General features: G+C 35.7%; 16 protein-coding genes. 6 read left to right on the top strand and 10 right to left on the bottom strand.

Going from position 1 to position 17868, the window contains the following annotated elements; genetic code table 11:
- Positions 1–146: 146 nt before the first annotated feature.
- On the top strand, positions 147–575 hold the full coding sequence (locus tag ACXM0J_RS02480) for a hypothetical protein (protein ID WP_017398561.1): 429 nt from the start codon (positions 147–149) through the stop codon (positions 573–575).
- Between the two features lie 64 nt (positions 576–639).
- Here the strand turns inward: ACXM0J_RS02480 and ACXM0J_RS02485 are convergent, their stop codons facing one another.
- Together ACXM0J_RS02485 and ACXM0J_RS02490 are read right to left on the bottom strand one after the other, a co-directional pair.
- Positions 640–1194, bottom strand: a complete 555-nt coding sequence (locus ACXM0J_RS02485; RefSeq protein ID WP_086265877.1) for a TetR/AcrR family transcriptional regulator — start codon at positions 1192–1194, stop codon at positions 640–642.
- 679 nt (positions 1195–1873) lie between these two features.
- Entirely contained in the window at positions 1874–2965 is a 1092-nt protein-coding gene (locus ACXM0J_RS02490; protein ID WP_086265876.1) for a DUF6670 family protein, read from the bottom strand.
- 412 nt (positions 2966–3377) lie between these two features.
- On the opposite strand from ACXM0J_RS02490, the gene ACXM0J_RS02495 reads away from it, so the two are divergent.
- A complete protein-coding gene (locus tag ACXM0J_RS02495) occupies positions 3378–3611 on the top strand; it encodes a hypothetical protein (protein ID WP_005803604.1) in 234 nt (77 codons plus the stop codon).
- An 88-nt stretch (positions 3612–3699) separates the two neighbouring features.
- Here ACXM0J_RS02495 and csuE read toward each other — a convergent pair whose 3' ends face one another.
- The 6 genes from csuE to csuAB form a co-directional block, all read right to left on the bottom strand.
- A complete protein-coding gene (csuE, locus tag ACXM0J_RS02500) occupies positions 3700–4719 on the bottom strand; it encodes a Csu fimbrial tip adhesin CsuE (protein ID WP_032005358.1) in 1020 nt (339 codons plus the stop codon).
- Positions 4716–7214: a Csu fimbrial usher CsuD gene (gene csuD / locus ACXM0J_RS02505; RefSeq protein ID WP_086265875.1), complete on the bottom strand. Its 2499-nt coding sequence runs from the start codon at positions 7212–7214 to the stop codon at positions 4716–4718. The genes csuE and csuD overlap by 4 nt, the downstream gene beginning before the upstream one ends.
- Entirely contained in the window at positions 7211–8044 is an 834-nt protein-coding gene (gene csuC, locus ACXM0J_RS02510) for a Csu fimbrial biogenesis chaperone CsuC (protein ID WP_152684064.1), read from the bottom strand. The genes csuD and csuC overlap by 4 nt, the downstream gene beginning before the upstream one ends.
- Positions 8038–8556: a Csu type fimbrial protein gene (locus tag ACXM0J_RS02515; protein WP_032055540.1), complete on the bottom strand. Its 519-nt coding sequence runs from the start codon at positions 8554–8556 to the stop codon at positions 8038–8040. Before ACXM0J_RS02515 ends, csuC begins: the two co-directional genes overlap by 7 nt.
- 4 nt (positions 8557–8560) lie before the next feature.
- Entirely contained in the window at positions 8561–9109 is a 549-nt protein-coding gene (locus ACXM0J_RS02520; RefSeq protein WP_086265874.1) for a spore coat protein U domain-containing protein, read from the bottom strand.
- Positions 9110–9182: 73 nt separating this feature from the next.
- Entirely contained in the window at positions 9183–9719 is a 537-nt protein-coding gene (gene csuAB, locus ACXM0J_RS02525) for a Csu fimbrial major subunit CsuAB (RefSeq protein WP_002049140.1), read from the bottom strand.
- 583 nt (positions 9720–10302) lie between these two features.
- On the opposite strand from csuAB, the gene ACXM0J_RS02530 reads away from it, so the two are divergent.
- The 3 genes from ACXM0J_RS02530 (at position 10303) to ACXM0J_RS02540 (ending at position 12404) form a co-directional block, all read left to right on the top strand.
- Positions 10303–10941, top strand: a complete 639-nt coding sequence (locus ACXM0J_RS02530) for a TetR/AcrR family transcriptional regulator (protein ID WP_017480795.1) — start codon at positions 10303–10305, stop codon at positions 10939–10941.
- A gap of 197 nt (positions 10942–11138) precedes the next feature.
- Positions 11139–11540, top strand: coding sequence for a DoxX-like family protein (locus tag ACXM0J_RS02535; RefSeq protein WP_017386491.1), 402 nt, complete (start codon positions 11139–11141; stop codon positions 11538–11540).
- A 30-nt stretch (positions 11541–11570) separates the two neighbouring features.
- Positions 11571–12404, top strand: coding sequence for an SDR family NAD(P)-dependent oxidoreductase (locus ACXM0J_RS02540; RefSeq protein ID WP_086265873.1), 834 nt, complete (start codon positions 11571–11573; stop codon positions 12402–12404).
- Between the two features lie 148 nt (positions 12405–12552).
- On the opposite strand, the gene ACXM0J_RS02545 is transcribed toward ACXM0J_RS02540, so the two are convergent.
- Positions 12553–14388 carry a monovalent cation:proton antiporter-2 (CPA2) family protein gene (locus ACXM0J_RS02545; protein ID WP_086265872.1) on the bottom strand — a complete coding sequence of 612 codons (1836 nt, stop codon included), beginning with the start codon at positions 14386–14388 and terminating at the stop codon, positions 12553–12555.
- 193 nt (positions 14389–14581) lie between these two features.
- Positions 14582–15817 carry a sodium/glutamate symporter gene (gene gltS, locus ACXM0J_RS02550; protein WP_086265871.1) on the bottom strand — a complete coding sequence of 412 codons (1236 nt, stop codon included), beginning with the start codon at positions 15815–15817 and terminating at the stop codon, positions 14582–14584.
- 359 nt (positions 15818–16176) lie between these two features.
- Between gltS and ACXM0J_RS02555 the strand changes: the two genes are divergently transcribed.
- On the top strand, positions 16177–17328 hold the full coding sequence (locus ACXM0J_RS02555) for an alpha/beta fold hydrolase (protein ID WP_086265870.1): 1152 nt from the start codon (positions 16177–16179) through the stop codon (positions 17326–17328).
- Positions 17329–17868: the final 540 nt, after the last annotated feature.

Raw genomic sequence — 17868 nt, forward strand, 5'->3', positions numbered from 1 at the left:
TGTTCTTTAATTTACTATTTCAGTTTTTCAATTCAAAAATTTACAGTGCAGCTTTACATTCAATATATTTATCTAATCAACTAGAATTTTTGAATATAAATAGTTAACCTTAGAAACATAAAACTTAAATTATTCATCCATTTAATATGAAAATTAATTTCGATGTTAAATTCGTTTCTGGTTTAGTAGGCTCTTTAAATATTCAAATTATACCTTTGGATCTAAGAAGAAATAACGATTGTGTGGGCTCTATAGCTATTGATGAAGTGGCTTTTTCACTAGTTGAAAATTTCTTTAATCGAGATAAAGAAAAGTTTTTCCATTGGGGAATTACTTTTATTAATTCTGAAAACCTCAAAGATATTATAAAAGATTTACATGAACTTCATTCATTTATAAATCAGTTAGATACATACGATAAAACATTAAAGCTAATTTTTAAAGAAGAAACAGAATTGTTTGCAAGTAACTTCAGTTTTTTTAAGCCACAAGCACTAAACATGATTATAGAAATTACAAAATTCCTTGAGAAAGCTGAGAATGAATATGACGGCATTACATTACTCGGTGTTTAGAATATTTTTATTGTTACTCAATTAGTTAAAACCCAAACTCAATAGCTTGGGTTTTAATAGCTTATTAAGCATTTACCTTTAAAAAGTAATCTAGCAACTGATCAGGTTCTTCATTTTGGCTTGAACCTAAAAGTCCAAAAATCGCACCATCAATCATAAATACAAAAATATCTGATTCTTCATACGTAGCCCTTTTTTTAGATTCTCGCAGAACCCAGAAAATTTCATTTTTAAGCCATCGCCTATAGCGAATTGCGGTTTGATAAGCGTTTGGATAAAGCTGTTTAATTTCAAAAATCGCTTTAAACAACAGGTAATACGCCCCTTTTAAGTCCGCATGTAAAAGGTAAATTTGTCTAAGCTTAAGCGCCAAATCTGGATATTGACGAGATTCACTTACCGCTCTCACTTTTTCTTTTAAGTGTTCTTTTTGAACCAACAAACACATTTCAATTAATCTTTCTTTTGAGTGAAAGTAGTTGTAAAAAGTGGCTTTAGAAATTTTAGTCTCACTAACAATTCGGTCCACCCCGACTTTGTTGAAGCCGTATTGTTTAAATAAATCTGCTGCCGTGTTAAGCGCTCGCGTTGCTCTAAATGAAACTTCTAAATTTTTCATGTATACCGCTTAAAATAATTTTTTGTTGTAAATAGAAGAGATAGAAATACCGTCACTCTTAAAATGAGTGCTAAATACAGGCATGCAAAAACCGCACAATAATGGTGTGCTCACCTATCTCTGGTTTATTGTTGCTATGTTTTAGTCGTAACGATTCTTAAGGTGTAGAAACCTAAAGTCGATTACATCGTTTTAAAGACTGTTTAAGCGGTATGGATAGAAAGAATTTGGCAAAGGCCAATAAAGAAAAAGCATTAGTACGCATAGCGGACTCCTTTGTTAATACAAGAAATCCTACCGATCACTGCTAAATGATGGTGGCAGGACGAAAGAGGGTTAGCAGACTGGCAACAAAGAAACCAGCACACCCGAAGGTGTCCCCCTTCCGCCCTACCATAGAGAAAAAGGGGGCGAACGAGTTCACGATACACAAAACTAGGTTTCGTATATCGTCTTTGTTAAGTAGGGTCTGCTAAAACCCGCTAGCAATGTAGGCCAGCAGGCAAAGGATAGTGCCCAACCCTATTGCAGTCAAGCACACAAAATGACATCTGTTTTAAAATAGATCATTAAAAAGTAAGGATAAATAATTAAAATCTATTGTTAAATTGAGTTTATAAAACAGATATTTTCTAGTTCGCTTAAAGCTGTAGATAAACAACTAAGTTTTAAAACGATTTTATCTTCGGTCAATATATTCCAGATAGCCCCTTCCTACTAATGGCTGATCATAGAATTCGCCTTGCCATGTATATGAAGAAACGAAACCAGCAGCCAATCCAAAACAATATGGAGTGTCTACTTGTGCTGAAATTTCTAGAACCTTTTGATTGTTGTGATAAGCAGCCCAGCGAAAAGTATTTGGTAAATTCATTGGAAAACCATCAGGTGTAATCTGAGGTTCTTCTTGAAGAGTGGTTACTTCAAAAAGTATATCGCCGTTGTATTGAATTGATGTTCCATCAATATGACGATAGTAAACAGAAGTCAAAATGGGTTGGTCTTCATAGCAAATAAAAGCCAGTAATAACTGCTGTTCATGGTCAATATTAATAACTTGATAGCTAAAGACTTTTACAGGAAGTTGAATATTCTCAACTAACCATTTGTTTTTGAGCATTGAGGTCGCTACAGCTTTCCAAGACTCAAGCGTACAAAGCCCTTTAATACTCTCACTATTGCCTTTTTGTTTAATGTAGCCGTCATAATGCATCAAGACACTAAAATGCTTATAAAAAGCACTATAGGCAAACCATGAAATAGCTTTGGTAGGCTTTAAATGAAGTTCTAGTTCTAAATCTTCTCTTTTAGTAATTAATATAAATCCATCACCATCCTCATGCATGACACTTTGATTGTCAAAATTAATCCCAAAAGGGGTTTGGTTAAACTTGATATCATTTTTGATTGAAAATGTTCTGTAGGCCTCAGGCGTTGTCGATAATGCTGTTCCATGTACCAAAGAAGCTGTATCCCCTTTTCCATCTTTAGACATTTGATAGTTGGTATCTGTAATCGTAAATCCCACATAACCTAATACCGAAGCCCAAGATAAATATCGAAAGGGTTCAGGTAAGTCAGGAATCATGACCCCGTAATGTGTACTACCAAAGCGCTTATAAAGCGTATGAGGACTGAGTTCAAACTCTTTTGGCAATGTTGCTTGTCGCTCTGGTGTAACAGCTCCCAACAATGAGCCTGAAAGTTTGGCAACCTTTTGATGGGCTTTGTCTTTAAAACTCTTTGGTAATCTATCGCTTGAGATTAACATTTTTAAGATCCTTTATTTTTATCTACTTAAAAAATGAAGTTCCATATTAGAACTTGATTATTTGCAATTGAATGTTAATAAAGGACATCTTGATCTAAGCAAATGCACTAAAACAAAAAAGCCAACTCTTTCGAATTAGCCCTAATTACCTCACGACCACGTCTGTGAAAATTGCTTTTGATTTTATTGTTCGCAACAATCTTCATCATTTTTGTTATGAGTCTAAATTAGCCTTTCTTTATGACAATCCGATTAAAAAAACATCTAAAATCTCTCCTAAACAAACTTCATACATAAAATATGTGTTTTAGAGAACTACATCACAATTTATATAGCTGTACATTTTAAAGGCATATTCCGCTAAACGGCCAAGTCTATTATGCTTAAGTCATCTAATTGTTAAGTATGTATGATGGAACAGCAAACTTTATTACAAGAACTGAACTCACTCATTGAATACTACTCAAAAAGAACCGATTGCCCGCCTACTCGAATACGCATCGGCTATAGGGCTTATGCAAAATTGATGCAGTGCCCGCCTTTTGCAGATGAAGTGATGAATTCAGCCCTAGATCCAAATAAGCGAAAATATAAGAAGTTAAAAATTAAAATTACAAAAGATGATAATGAATTGGAACTGGAATAAGTTTTATAAAATTTGAAAATCTAATAATTTATTCAAAGATAAAAGCCCATGAACTGAGCTTTTATCTTTTATAAAAAGCAAATAGTCTTTAAAACTCGACTTGTACCGTGACCGTGTCTTGGTAAGTTCCCGCTGGTACTGTATCTGCGTTTTCATCAACAATTTTTGTGGTAAACACATAATTCTGCTGAGTTACTCCATTATGTACGCCTGGGTTAATCGTTGCATTTAAACTCGACCAACGCTCGTTACCGCTTCCCCATCGATCATTCGATGAGTTCTTGAAAATATCGTATTTTAAAAATGTATTACCCGTTTGCGACTTCATAGCTCGTTGGTCGCCATTTTGCGGGGAAAGTCCATTGTTTAAACTGACATAATACGGCGTATTCACAGAACATCGTATTCCCATAGAAGACTGGACAGGTTCAAGCTTGGAAGCAAACGCTGCTGTACCAAAGTTTACGTCTTGAGCTAAAATTCGACAGTCCGGAAGTACAGTAATTGACAGTGAACCAAGCGAGTCTGTTCCAGTTCCCCAGTTAAAACCGATACCCAATACCCCGCGTTTAAATCCTGGGCTTTCAAAGAATATACCGATTCCGGCAATAGCAACCCCTGGTACCGAATAGAACCATTTTACTTTTAACGGTGAATCAGCCTGATAAACACCAGGTGATACGCTTTGCCCAGCCGGAAGGCGTATATAAAAAGGCAAATTACCATCTGGCCCGCTAAAAAGATTGACCAGTGTAAAGCTACTCATGTCTTTTTCTTGGCCTAAGCTAATGATTTCATTGTTACTATCTAAAATAACAGCATTGAGCTTTTCTCCGGTTTGAGCATTGGTAAACGAATTCGACATTTGTTCAACTCGATATTTTAGATATGTCATGTTTGCTAAAGCCAGACTAAAACCTGTACATGACAAACCAGAATTAAACTGTGAAGAATTCTCACCGTTTTCCATTAGGTAAATAGACGGAACCGAAATAGTAGATGAACCGGAAGCACTCACACTACATGCAGCATGAGCCAAATTTCCAGCCAACATCAGTCCAGAAAACATACATAAATGGCTGAGTAATTTTTTTGTTTTTATTTTCATGGTAAAGATACCTCATGACACGTAACAGGCTTAACCACCACAATTTGTTGCTTGGCTTGTTCTACATCTACAGAAAAATCTGCCTTACATACGCTCTGATCTGAACGTTGAACAGTTACGGTATTGTTGGGTTTCAAGTTTTCTAAATAGACAATTCCATCCATTCCCACATAAGACGACTCTTGGTCAGCTCTATGCACGACTGAACCAACAGGCATCGGTTTGCCGTCTGCTTGAGTTAAATAAACGTTAGCAGAAATAGACTGATGAACTGGGAACTTAATCACAACACCCGAGCCGCGTTTAGCAGCAATACGTTGTTCAACTTGCGTGATTGTAAAGTTTGAAGGTAAATCGATTGGGTCGACGCTGTATTTACCCGAATAATAAGGCGTCACCGATGGCACAAAAATATGGCCTTTTTTATTACTACGACCAATTAAACTGTTTTCGTATCTAACCAAAACATCTGGTACTTGGTTGGTATCGACCAATGCAAAAGAATCGCCTAAACGGTTTGAAGCAAATATCTCCCCCCCCATATAAATAAGTGAACCAGATAGACCAAACCAATAGTTATAGTCATGGTTTCCAGACATACCAAAGTCGGTATTGATATAACCATTACGGTAATTGACACGTGCCTGATTTAAATCTTCACTATTTTCATTAAAGCGTCGGGTCAAGTCGACACCCACACCGCCCTCAGACGGCACAGAACGGTTGAAATTAACATAACCCGTATCGCCCTCTTTATTAAATGCATAACCCGAGTTCACAGTCGCGTTTCGTTGGAACAGTGGTATCGAAAGCTGAAATGCAGCACTCCACTCTTTTTCGATAAAGTCACGGTTGGCACTTAATGAAACGGTCACACCATTCATATAAGTCGGTAAAACAGGTGCCCATGACAAGTTTAAGAAGCGGTTTTTAAAGTCATTCGCCTTAGTATTAATATAACCGACGCCAAATGTGCCTGAGTTTTTGGTCGCAAAGTAAGTATTGGCCGTTAAGCTTTTATTGCTATTGACCGAAATTAAATTGCTATATTGCAGCCGTGAAAGATCGGTATATTCATCATCGCGCTGGTTATGGTTAATACTAAAACCAAACCGATTACGATTATAGCTGTACCCGACCGTATATTGATTACCCTCTAAATCTTTAGCTCGATCTTCAGACATAGACTTATCGGCCTTACTTTGGCTAAAAGAAGCACTCAGCACACCTAAGTTTGCAAGCTTGAGTACAGACCCTGCACCCAATAACTGTAAGTCTGAAGAAAGTTCTGTACGACCTTCTACGGTAAACCAGTCATTGACCCCATAACGGGCATCGGCTGCACTTGCAAATTTTCCATAAGAAAAGTTCTTAAGTCCGTAGTCTTCACGGATTTTCCCTAAAGACAATGAGTAATCAAATAAGCCGGGCTTGAGCAAAGTATTAGAAATATAAAATGGGACCGCTGTTGTAACCTGACGCCCGACTGCATCGGTCGTGACCACAACGGCTTCCCCTTTACCATTAATAAAAGGAACATTGTTTAAAATAAACGGCCCAGACTGTACCTCTGTTGAACTGGTCTTTTGACCATTAATAATTAAATCGACTGTACTTGGCAACGCGGCTTGCCCAATAAACTGTGGCAATGGATAGGTAATTAAATCGGGTCGAGTTGAATAATTTCTCTGTACCTGAAAACCACCTAGACGGACAGAACTTCCCCAAGTCGTTTTACTACCGGTAATAATGTCACCTAGTACAAAAGATGTAGCGTTATTTTGGTTATCAAATTGCCAAGATGTGTCATAACGACGATAGCCATCATTGTCTAAAGACTCGGCGTTACCTTCATTTTTATATTGATTTTTGACATAGACACCAGAGTTTTTAATAACCCCTAACGGAGAGAAAAAACGCTGCTCAGTAAATAAACTACTGGTTGAACCACCTTGATAGGGTCTATAAGTATAAAAATCATAGTTATTGAGCAGCCCTATACCAGATTGAGCAACGACAGGCTTATACCATGAGTCTTTACCTAAAACTTGAGTCGGCATCCAAGCAGGTGGAAAGTTAAGCTTAAAATATTGGTTTGATGATTGATATTCATAGCTTACGTCTTTCAACTTATCTAAAGATATCCAGTCACTTGCATCACCACTAAACCCCAAAGTTAAGATATCTTGATTGGTTAAAGCGGTCTCGATGTTTGTCAGTAGCTCCTGAGGAATTTGAATTTCTAACTCATCGATCAGCTTGTTTTTTTGTATGAAGTACTCATCATTTTTAACAATGACAGGCACAACCTGCTGAACTGAATATTGGTTTACAACCAAGTCTAGATATAGCTTAAACAATTGATTAATTTCGTTAATATCTTTTGGTGGTGGAGGCAAATCGCCAGCAACAGCAACATTTGGAATATTTAAGCATCCACCCGACAACAAAATTAGCAAAATACTTTTGCATAAATTATTATGCCGAAGGATCATGTTGGATCCTCCATTTTTGTGATTTCGATCAACTCTTGTTTTATGCCAGAGCTATCAACACCATAAATTTTAGAAGTTTTTAACAATTCATTTGCAGTCGACTTATCAATAGCAAACTTCACGGTACTATTCGATAACACATAGCCAAAAGCAGCTTTCCCTAAAGAAATATCATTGCCAGTTTTTGAAGTTTTAAGTGCCGAAAGACGAGCAAACTTCTGTCCATTATTTTTTAAATATAGCTCAGACTGGCCTTTGTCATTGTTGCGGACGGACCACTGTAAAACGGGTTTGGCTAAAGGATTTTTTGCATTCGCTTTTTGGCTCTCTTCAGTTAAACCACTACCAATACCTTTTCCATAGGCAAATAACGGAATTGAGTAACGCATTTGGAAACTCACTTTAGAAGCGTCTTGCTCGTTTCCATCGGAAAGGCGAATCGGTAACTCATCTACAATCAACCGATATGACTGTTCTTTGCCATCTGGCAAATTGGCGCTTTTGGTTAAACGAAGCATATGCTTCTCACCTGCTTTAATTTTAGCTACAGGCGGGCTTGGTATAATTTCGGATTGCTCATTATAGTTATCTTTTAAGCCATCTTGATTCCATTTAAACACCCGAATTTGCACCATCGCATCGGTCTTGCCGGTATTTTGAAGCCAAACCGCTGTTGCTTTTTCATTGGCTTCAATTTTTGGATAAATAGGCCAAATTAAAAAAGTTGCTTGCGCCATCACAGGTGTAACAAGTGATAATGTACTTGCAAATAAAAAAGATTTTAAAATGCCATTTTTAATAAATGCAGAATTGTTCATACAAATCACCATGTAATCATTATTGAAACAGTATCTTTATAAATTCCAGCAGTATGTGGTTCATTATTATTTTCTAAATCAACGACACCATATATTTCAAAATTTGCCAGACGGTTTGTAGGTGTTGTGGCAGGCAATAAATATTTATTACCGACAACATATTCAGTAGACAAACTGCTAGAGTTATATAACTTATAAGGCAAATAATTCGAAGATGAACCATTTTTCATACGTCTTATATTATTCTGTAGATTTTCACCACCATCTATAGAAATACTAACAGGCAAGCTTTCAGTACAACGAATATTCCAAGATTCTTTGCTATTTATAATATTAGAAACGACTTTATCTTTTGATAAAGCTGAATACTGACCAAAATCCATTTTCTGTTCGATATTATCTATTGAGCATCCATTTTCAATTTTAGCCTGAACTTTAAAACTAGAATTTAATTGAGGATCTACTGCATATACAAATGGACTTACAGATAGCAATAATATTGCTTTAAAATAAAAATATTTCATTTTCTTAAAACTCAATTGTAATTGGAACTATATCTGTATACTCACCCTTAGATATACGACCACCATCGTGTATGGCTTGACCAAAAATATCAATATTCTTTTTAGTATTCATATCATTAAGAATAAAAGCATCATTCGCTCTAATCACTTGTTTATCTAAACCATAGAGCAAGTTATAAGCAACAAAATCTCTACCATTACTTAATGCATGATAATAATTTTGTGAAAAAGAAGCAGGAACTTTACTATCATTATTTCCAGAACCAAATATTATTTTTACAGTAGAAATACCAGCACACTGTATCTGTGAACCAGAGTTTCCATTATTTATCAAACTTGCGTCGATCACCCCATTAAAACCAGTTGAGGTTTCACCAAAATCAACAGTTCCGAAATTTAAATTTGTCGCATTATTTTCAACAACTTTATTATTAATAGAACAAGAAGGTAATAATTCAATTTGATTTGTTAACTTAGCTCCAATTTCACCCGCATTTAATGAAGAAATTAAAAAATAAGAAATTATAAATATAGAACCGCGATTAAATATCATCTCCCCTCCATTTAAAACAGGTTCACTCGCTTTTAAGTAAACCTGCCACTCAATTAATTATTTCTTTTTATATTTAGAAATTTACAGTAACTAATAGAGTATCTTTATAATCACCTTGAGCTTTTGCTGTGCCAGTGTTTGGAGCAATTGCACCGAAAATTGGTACCGCTGTAGCTTGTCCACTCACTGTAGTGAACTGTTGTGGCTGGTTTACAACATAAAGGTTTGTACGAGCAGCATCGCGGTAAACGTTATATGCAACTACATCAGCAGAAGCAGTATTTTTTAAAGTACGGTCTGTACGTTCACCACCATCAATTGCAACTGTAAAATCAACAGGATCCGTGCCGTCACAAGTCACAGAAATATTACCGCCTGTTGCTGCTGAAGCGACTTCAGCTGTTAATACGTTGTTCCAAGTACCAGAAGTTTTACCAAAATCTAAAGTACCAAACTTGTTCATATTCCCTTCAGTTTGACTACCACCTACAGTACAGCCTGTTGAGATATTTAATTTAACGTCAACCTGTCCAGTAACAGCCGCTTGAGTATTTACCGCATAACCAGCAACTATTAATGCTGCAAGAAGTGATTTCTGAATGTTTTTCATATTCATAACCTACATATATAATGATTAGTTTTGTAGAACAAAATGAATCAAACTCAATAAATAAAATATGTCCAATTTGTTTTATATATAAAACAAACTACCTTTTACTATTGTGTGATTCTTTTCACAATTTAATAACAATTATTTAACTTGTATACATACATTACAAAAAGACTATGTTTACTTATTTAAAATTCTTTCTTTAACAGTTAAAAAAACACCTAACTAAATACCCACCCCTACTTTAAAAAAAAGTCCAGGAAATAGAGAAAATAAATATCATCTATCAAATAAAAATTAGTCAATATTTATTCAAATACAATAATTTATAGATTCAATAAAATCATAAGAAACTCATTATTATTTAAACAGGTCACACGACCTATTTTAACTATTACTTAAGAGACAAAAATAAGTCACTCGACCTATTTTTTAATTTTAGATTAGGTCACATGACCGATATTAAAAAATTATAGGTCACATGACCTATAATTAGTTTAATAGAATTTAAATATTTTATTTATATTTTTCTAATTTCATGGTTTAGAATGCCTTTTTTTAAATAGTACTTACAGGCTGGATAATGATCAAAATTGATACCTTTGATACTATGCAAATAAAGAAGTCCTTTACCACACTAAAAGGACAAGAAAGAGTAAAGCAAATCTTAAAAAATGCTGAGATAGTTTTTCTTACCAAAGGTTATTCTGGTTTTAGTATGCGAGGAGTTGCAGCTCAATCGAATATTAGTTTAAGTACCTTACAGCATTATTTCCAAAATAAAGATAGTTTATTAAAAGCTTTACTCGATAAATTAATTTTCGACTACATACAGCGTATAGAAATTTTAATCAACTTAAATGCAAATGAGCCACCCTTGCATCGGTTTATGAATATTATCACTAATATAATATATGAAATAGAACAACCGGTCATTACGCATACATTTAAAGAGGTATTTTCTATTTCAGATCACTTACCCTATGTATATGATTCTTTATCAATGATACAAAAGTATAATTTTGAACTTATATATAAAATTATACTCCCTATTCATAATAAAATCTCATCAGAAGAATATAAAGAAAGAGCCATAATTATAATTACACAGCTCAACGGTTATTTAGTTCAACATTCAAACAAAAATACAGATGAATGCTATAAACAATTTCTAAGAAATATACTTTTAAAAAATATATCAAGATTAGTTAGTGAACCATAAAATTAAAAACATAGGAGTATTTCTCCTATGTTTTAATATAAAATTTTCCTATCATATCCCTACATTAATGTTAAAAAACAACTATAAAAATGATAAAAAAAACAAGCTAATCTTATTAGCTATTGAAGAATAAATTAAATCAAAACATAATAGTCGCAATGATCAAAATTGAAATTTCAATCTTTTAGAGAATCTTAATGGACAATGCTAAAGCATTAAAATTTATAAGCTTTATGCTCGCTTTCTTGTGGTTTTATCAAGGACTGGTTCCTAAACTAATTTTTATTAACTCTGATGAAATATTTGTATGGCAAACCATCGGACTTTCTTTTGAGTATGCAAAACTTGCAGGGCGCGCGAGCGGTATAGCTGAAATTATTTTTGGTTTATTGTTTCTTTTTTATACTCATAAATATATTCACTATTTAAGTATTTTAGGTTTATTCGGTTTACTCTTCTTAATTGGCTTTTTAAAACCTTCTACACTTATCTCGCCTTATAACCCTATCGTAATGAATATTTCGATGATAAGTTTATCAATTATCTATTTGCTTTTATTAAAAGAGCAAACAACTCATTTTCATAAAGCTGCTCAATAGCGTTAATTTTAAAAAAATTTAGAGATTTCAATGAGTTTATCTAGTCGTGAAGTTGGCTGTGTAGTCATCACTGGAAGCACAAAAGGTATAGGTTTAGCACTCGCCCACGCTTTTTTAGATCTGAGATGTTCAGTTGTCATCGCTGGACGAAACGCGGAGCATCTTAAGCATGCTCTCACTCACCTAGAAAATCATTTTAGTAAAGAAAAATTTATTGGTTCATGCTGTGATGTGACACAAATTGCAGATTTACAAGCCTTATGGGAGGGAGCAATTCAGCATTTTGGACAAGTAAATGTATGGATTAATAACGCAGGAAGCTGCCACCCAACGAAAGAGTTTATTGACCTTCAGTCAGATGAATTAAATGCAGCCGTTTCAACTAATATTTTGGGCACAATGCTTGGTTCGCAAGTAGCTCTAAAAGGCATGCTCCGACAAGGGTATGGCCAAATCTTTAACATGGAAGGTTGGGGAAGCAACGGCGAATGGAGTCCGGGAATGACCCCATATGCGACCACTAAACAAGCAGTAAGTTATTTTAGCAAAGCACTTTATAAAGAGACCAAATCGACTTCTATTTTAACTGGTACGCTCAGCCCCGGCATGGTCGCAACCGATCTGTTAGTTTCGTCTTGGACCAATGGCAACGTACAACACTGGAAAAAGATGAAGCGCTTATTTTTCTTTGTGATTGATCCGCCAGAAGTTGTTTGTTCATATTTAGCAAAACAAATTATTCAAAACAAGAAAACTAATCGACGCATCGCATGGATGACGCCTTGGAAGCTTTTCCTTAGATTTTTACAACCCTATTATTGGCGCAGAAACCCAGTTAAAGGTACGGCTTTAGAGCGTTTGTAATCGGGTTTATGAATATAAATAAAATCTAACTTTAATAAGGTCAAATGATTTGATTGGCCAATGGATGGAATTTAGCAACTTAAGGTACTTCCACCAATAAAAATGCTCAGTAAAAGCTTTTCTAAAAAACTATTACTGAGCTTTATGACTAATCCACACCCTCACTCTCTGAAGTATCTTCTTTATTTAAAATCCGCCCTTCTTGTTTTGGTCGAATCAACGGTGCTGTAGGTCTTGGATGATGAGTATGTGTATATTGCATACCTGCTCCCGCATTGACGTCATCTGCAGCGATTTCAGTTTCAAAACGCTCATTATCCAAATCTCGAATTTCCTCGGTAATTCTTTCTACCTCATCTTCATCCACACCAAGTTCTTGCAAAATCACGCCGCCAAACTTAATTGCAGATTCAAACGTTTCACGAATCATAAAGTCCACTTTTTGTTTAACTAAATGCAGTGAATGCTCACGGTCATATGAACGGACTAATAATTTTGCCAAAGGAAATTCATGGGTCACGAGTTCTACAATTCTATTGGTCGTTTCCTTGCTATCTACACACACCACAATCGCTTGTGCTGTTGCGGCGCCAGATGCATGCAGAATATCTAGACGGCAACCATCGCCATAATAAATTTTAAAACCAAACTTTTCGGCGTTTCGAATCATGTCGGTATTATTATCAATAATGGTGACATCGACACCTCTTGCTAACAACAATTGACTAGTAACCTGTCCAAAGCGCCCAAAACCGATCATTAAAACGCTACCACTTAGCCCGTCGGCAATATTGATATTTTCTAATGAAACCTTTGTTTTTGCTTGAGTAAAACGTTTGAAAATAATACCGACAATTGGGGTCAATACCATTGAAAGCACAACAATAGCGGTTAAGTTAGATTTAACGATACTATCAATAACTTGTGCACTTAGCGCAGCCGAGAATAGTACAAAGGCAAACTCTCCACCTTGAGCCATAAGTAAAGCGCGATCCAATGCTTCAGTATGAGAGCTTTTCGTTACTCGAGCGACCATATAAATCATGAGCGCTTTGGCAAACATTAGGGCAATTACGCCACTCACAATCAGTTGCCAGTTTTGAGCAACTACCGATAAATCCAATGACATGCCGACCCCAAGGAAAAAGAGGCCCAGTAATATTCCTCGGAACGGTTCAATATCCGCTTCAATTTGATGTCTAAAGGTCGATTCAGATAAAAGCACACCCGCCAAGAAAGCGCCCATCGCCATAGTCAAACCACTGACTTGCATGAGTAACGCCGCACCCAACACAACCAGTAAAGCCGCGGCAGTCATGACCTCTCGGGCCTTGGCAGCAGCCAACAGTCTAAATAATGGGTTTAGTAACCAATACCCTGCCGCAATAAGCCCTGCAATTGCGAGCAAACCAATCCCTATATTTTCTAGACGTACCGATGTGCTTTCGACCACATGATTCGGTGCCATAAAAGCAACAATAGCCAACAATGGCACAATGAGTAAATCTTCAAAAAGTAAGATGGCTACAATTTTTTGTCCTCGGGGTTGAGTCAGATCACCCCGATCACCCAAGAGCTGCATCACAATTGCAGTCGAGGTTAATACAAACCCTGCAGCACCAATAAAAGCAACTTGCCACGTAAAACCAAATAAAAGCCCGACACCAGTTAAAGCCAACGCACAAATGATGATCTGCAATGTACCAAGGCCAAAAATCTCGCGTCTAAGACTCCACAAATGTGACGGCTGCATTTCCAAACCAATCACAAAGAGGTACATCACGATTCCCAACTCGGCAATATGCAAAATTGCGGTGGAATCTTGAAAAAAAGCAAAACCGAATGGGCCAATAATTAGACCCGCAATTAAATAACCTAATACTGAACCTAAACCAATACGTTTAAAAATAGGAACCGCAATGACAGCAGCCGCCAATAAAACCACGGGGGCAACCAAGCTAATTGAATGTGCTTCTGAGCTCATACATTTCTCATTTTATTTATCTGCATTTATTCTATGTGAAACGAGGTTTAAGGGCGATTATTAGTTTTGAGAAAAAGCATCCTAAAAATAAAATGGTTTAAATGATCCGAAAATAAAAATTGGGTCTATAAATAAGAATCAAAGATTCATGGACAAACACCCATAAAAAAAGCCCTAACGGGCTTTTTTTATATTAGGCAATAAATTTCAACATGAGCTGAATGACTGTCGCATTAATTAAGTCGACAAAGAATGCGCCACAAAGCGGAACGATTAAGAAAGCCTTATGTGATGGACCATACATATTGGTAATCGCCTGCATATTTGCCACGGCTGTTGGTGTTGCCCCCATACCGAAACCACAATGACCTGCTGCCAATACTGCCGCATCGTAATTTCTACCCATTACTCTGAAAGTCACAAATGCTGCATATAAAGCCATAGTCAGTGTTTGGGCACCTAAAATCACCACAAGCGGACCAGCTAAGTCAGCAAGTTGCCAAAGCTTTAATGAAAGCAATGCCATTGCTAAATAAAGCGACAAAGACGCGTTACCAAATACATCAATCGCACGGTCGAAAATATCAATTTTCAATACGCTTTCTAAAATGTTTCTTAAGATTACACCGCCACCGAGTGCCCAAACGAAAGTTGGTAACTCAAACCATGTTCCCTTACTAAAGCCAGTCATAAATTCAGCAAACGCTAAACATGCTGCAAACATACCCAGTGTAGTAATTGCATTATCGGCAGTAATTAAACGAACTTGATGCGGATTTTCAAACGGAGCAAGATCATCTGAATTTTGTTCAAGATGTGTGTCACGATTTTGGATTTCAGCATTGGTTTTTGGTTGAGCAAGACTGTAACGATTAATGAGTAATTTCGCTAAAGGCCCACCAATCACACCACCAATAATCAAGCCAAAGGTCGCACTTGCCATACCTAATGCTAAAGCACCCTGAATACCATGCTGGGTTTCTAAAATTTCACCCCATGCGCCAGCTGTACCATGACCACCTGTTAAGGTAATTGAACCAGCAATCAAACCAATAAGTGGGTCAAGACCTAATAATGTCGCAAGACTCATGCCTACAGCATTCTGCACAACAATAAATGAGGCTACACAAATTAAGAAGATAACTAAAGCACTACCACCTTCTTTAAGCTTCATAAAATTGGCACTTAAACCAATTGAAGCAAAGAACACGAGCATAAAACTGGTTTGTAATTCGCTACTAAAAACAATACTGTAGCCCCACAATGTGTGGACAAGTAACGAAATCACAGCAGCAACCAGACCACCCGCTACAGGTTCAGGGATATTATAACGTTTTAAAAAATCAATACGATTGACAAGAAAGCGGCCCAATAATAAGACGATAACCGCCGAAATTAGTGTATAAAAACCATTAAAAACAAATTCCATATATACTACTTTCCGATTACATTCCTAATGGATTGTAAAATAATTATATTTTATTTTTTAATATGTAAAAAAAACACAAACAAACTTTACAAAATTACCCTAGCAATCGTTTCTTCCTATTATTAACTACAGCTAAATTATCTAATTTGCTTCATATATTCATAAAGAAATAAGCAATTCAACTTTTTATCTTCTCTTTTTGCTTTTCATGAACGAATAAAGAATTGAAGTCTAGCTTGATATATTTAAACCAAAATCCTGTCTTTTGGGTCACTGAACTTCTCTATCATTCACTTTAATATCCTTCAAAGACCAGCTCTTTACTGTTCTGGGCAACATCTTTATAGGTTTTATATTCAATGAGTTTATTGCTTAAAGTTCGTCAGAACGTTCCACAGCTACAATCTATTACAAAATCTCTTCAGACACGTGCTGGTCAAAAAATACCTCACATGCTGATCAATGCATCAGATCTCTTTTTCAGAGGCCCTCAAATAGCTTTGTCAGGAAAAACACCTTTTGATGTGATTCATAAGCATGAAATCATTACCTTACGCCATTATAAAAATGAGACTGATACCTCTACTCCTAAACACCGCGTACCTTTAGTTATTGTTCCACCACTAGCAGTGAACATGCTCATTTACGATTTGTTCCCTACTCGTAGTTTTGTACGTTTCTTTTTAGCCCAAGGGTTTGATGTTTACTTAATTGACTGGGGCATACCAACCCGACACCAAGCAAAATACAACTTTGGTACTTATATTAAAGTTTTCATGCCAGAGATGTTAAAGCAAGTTCGCCTACACAGCGGTCAGCAACAGCTTTCTTTGCATGGTTGGAGTTTAGGGGGCGCACTTTCGCTTTGCTATACCGCATTGTTTAAAGATAAAGATATTAAAAATCTAATTATTCTCGCGTCCCCTATCGACACACACAAAGCAGGTTATATGGGGAAACTTTACGGTAGTCTTACCAAACCTGCCGAATGGGTTCGTAAACATACGCCGTTTCGTATTCGCCATCATGTACCAAGTGAAGCATTTCATATTCATGGCTGGCAAAACACGCTTGGCTTTAAATTAACGGATCCGATTGGAAATTTGAAAACATATTGGGAACTTTTTAAAAATCTAGATAACCGAGAGTTTATTGTCGATCATGCAACCTCAAGTTCATTTATCGATAATATGCTGGCCTATCCGGGCGGTGTCATGCGCGACATTATTCTCCGTTTCTGGATTGATAATGAATTATCTAAAGGTGTAGTTAAATTTGGTGAACTTACCGCCTATCTAAAAGACATTAAATGCTCTGTGTTAGCTGTTGGTGGTAACACAGATATTATTGTCACAGCTGATGCTGTTAAACCACTCATGGATTTAATTAGTAGCCAAGACAAAACATTTAAGGTGGTACCCGGTGGTCATATGGGCGTAGTTTCTGGTAGTCAAGCACCCACTACGGTCTGGCCCGAAGTGAGTACTTGGTTAGCTACTCGTTCAGAATAATTAATTCAAAAGCAGTAAAGCCAGTGTAGCCAGTTATATGCTGGCCATAATTCAAATTTTATAAGTCTGATATTCTAGTTTCATTTATATTACAGTAGTTTTTTCTCATAATTCAAAAGCAGCTCATTACTAGATAACTCAAAAATATAAATATAATTTCCTCACTATTAATCACATTAAAATCCTTCAACACATAAATTTTATTTATTAGAAATACAACTTAATAAAACAATATTTTATCAAATGTTAAAATTTTTTAAATAGATCAATTTTCTCTTATTAATATTTATAAATTTTAAGAAAAGTACCTCTTAAAGTTGATGTTACTTTTTGTTATTTATGTAAAGCTTATTTAAATAATATAGTTACTTAAGTTATTGTTAAACAATTTTTTTATAAATTTAATTTTGTAAAATTTGATCACTATTTATACAAATGTAGGTAATCTCTCACAATTATGTAAGCCAAAGCTTACAACCCAAATGATTGTTTTTCTTATAATTAATTTCAGTACATATAAGCACTCTTTACTATTAAATA

Source organism: Acinetobacter sp. GRABPA_MV_2, assembly GCF_056725885.1.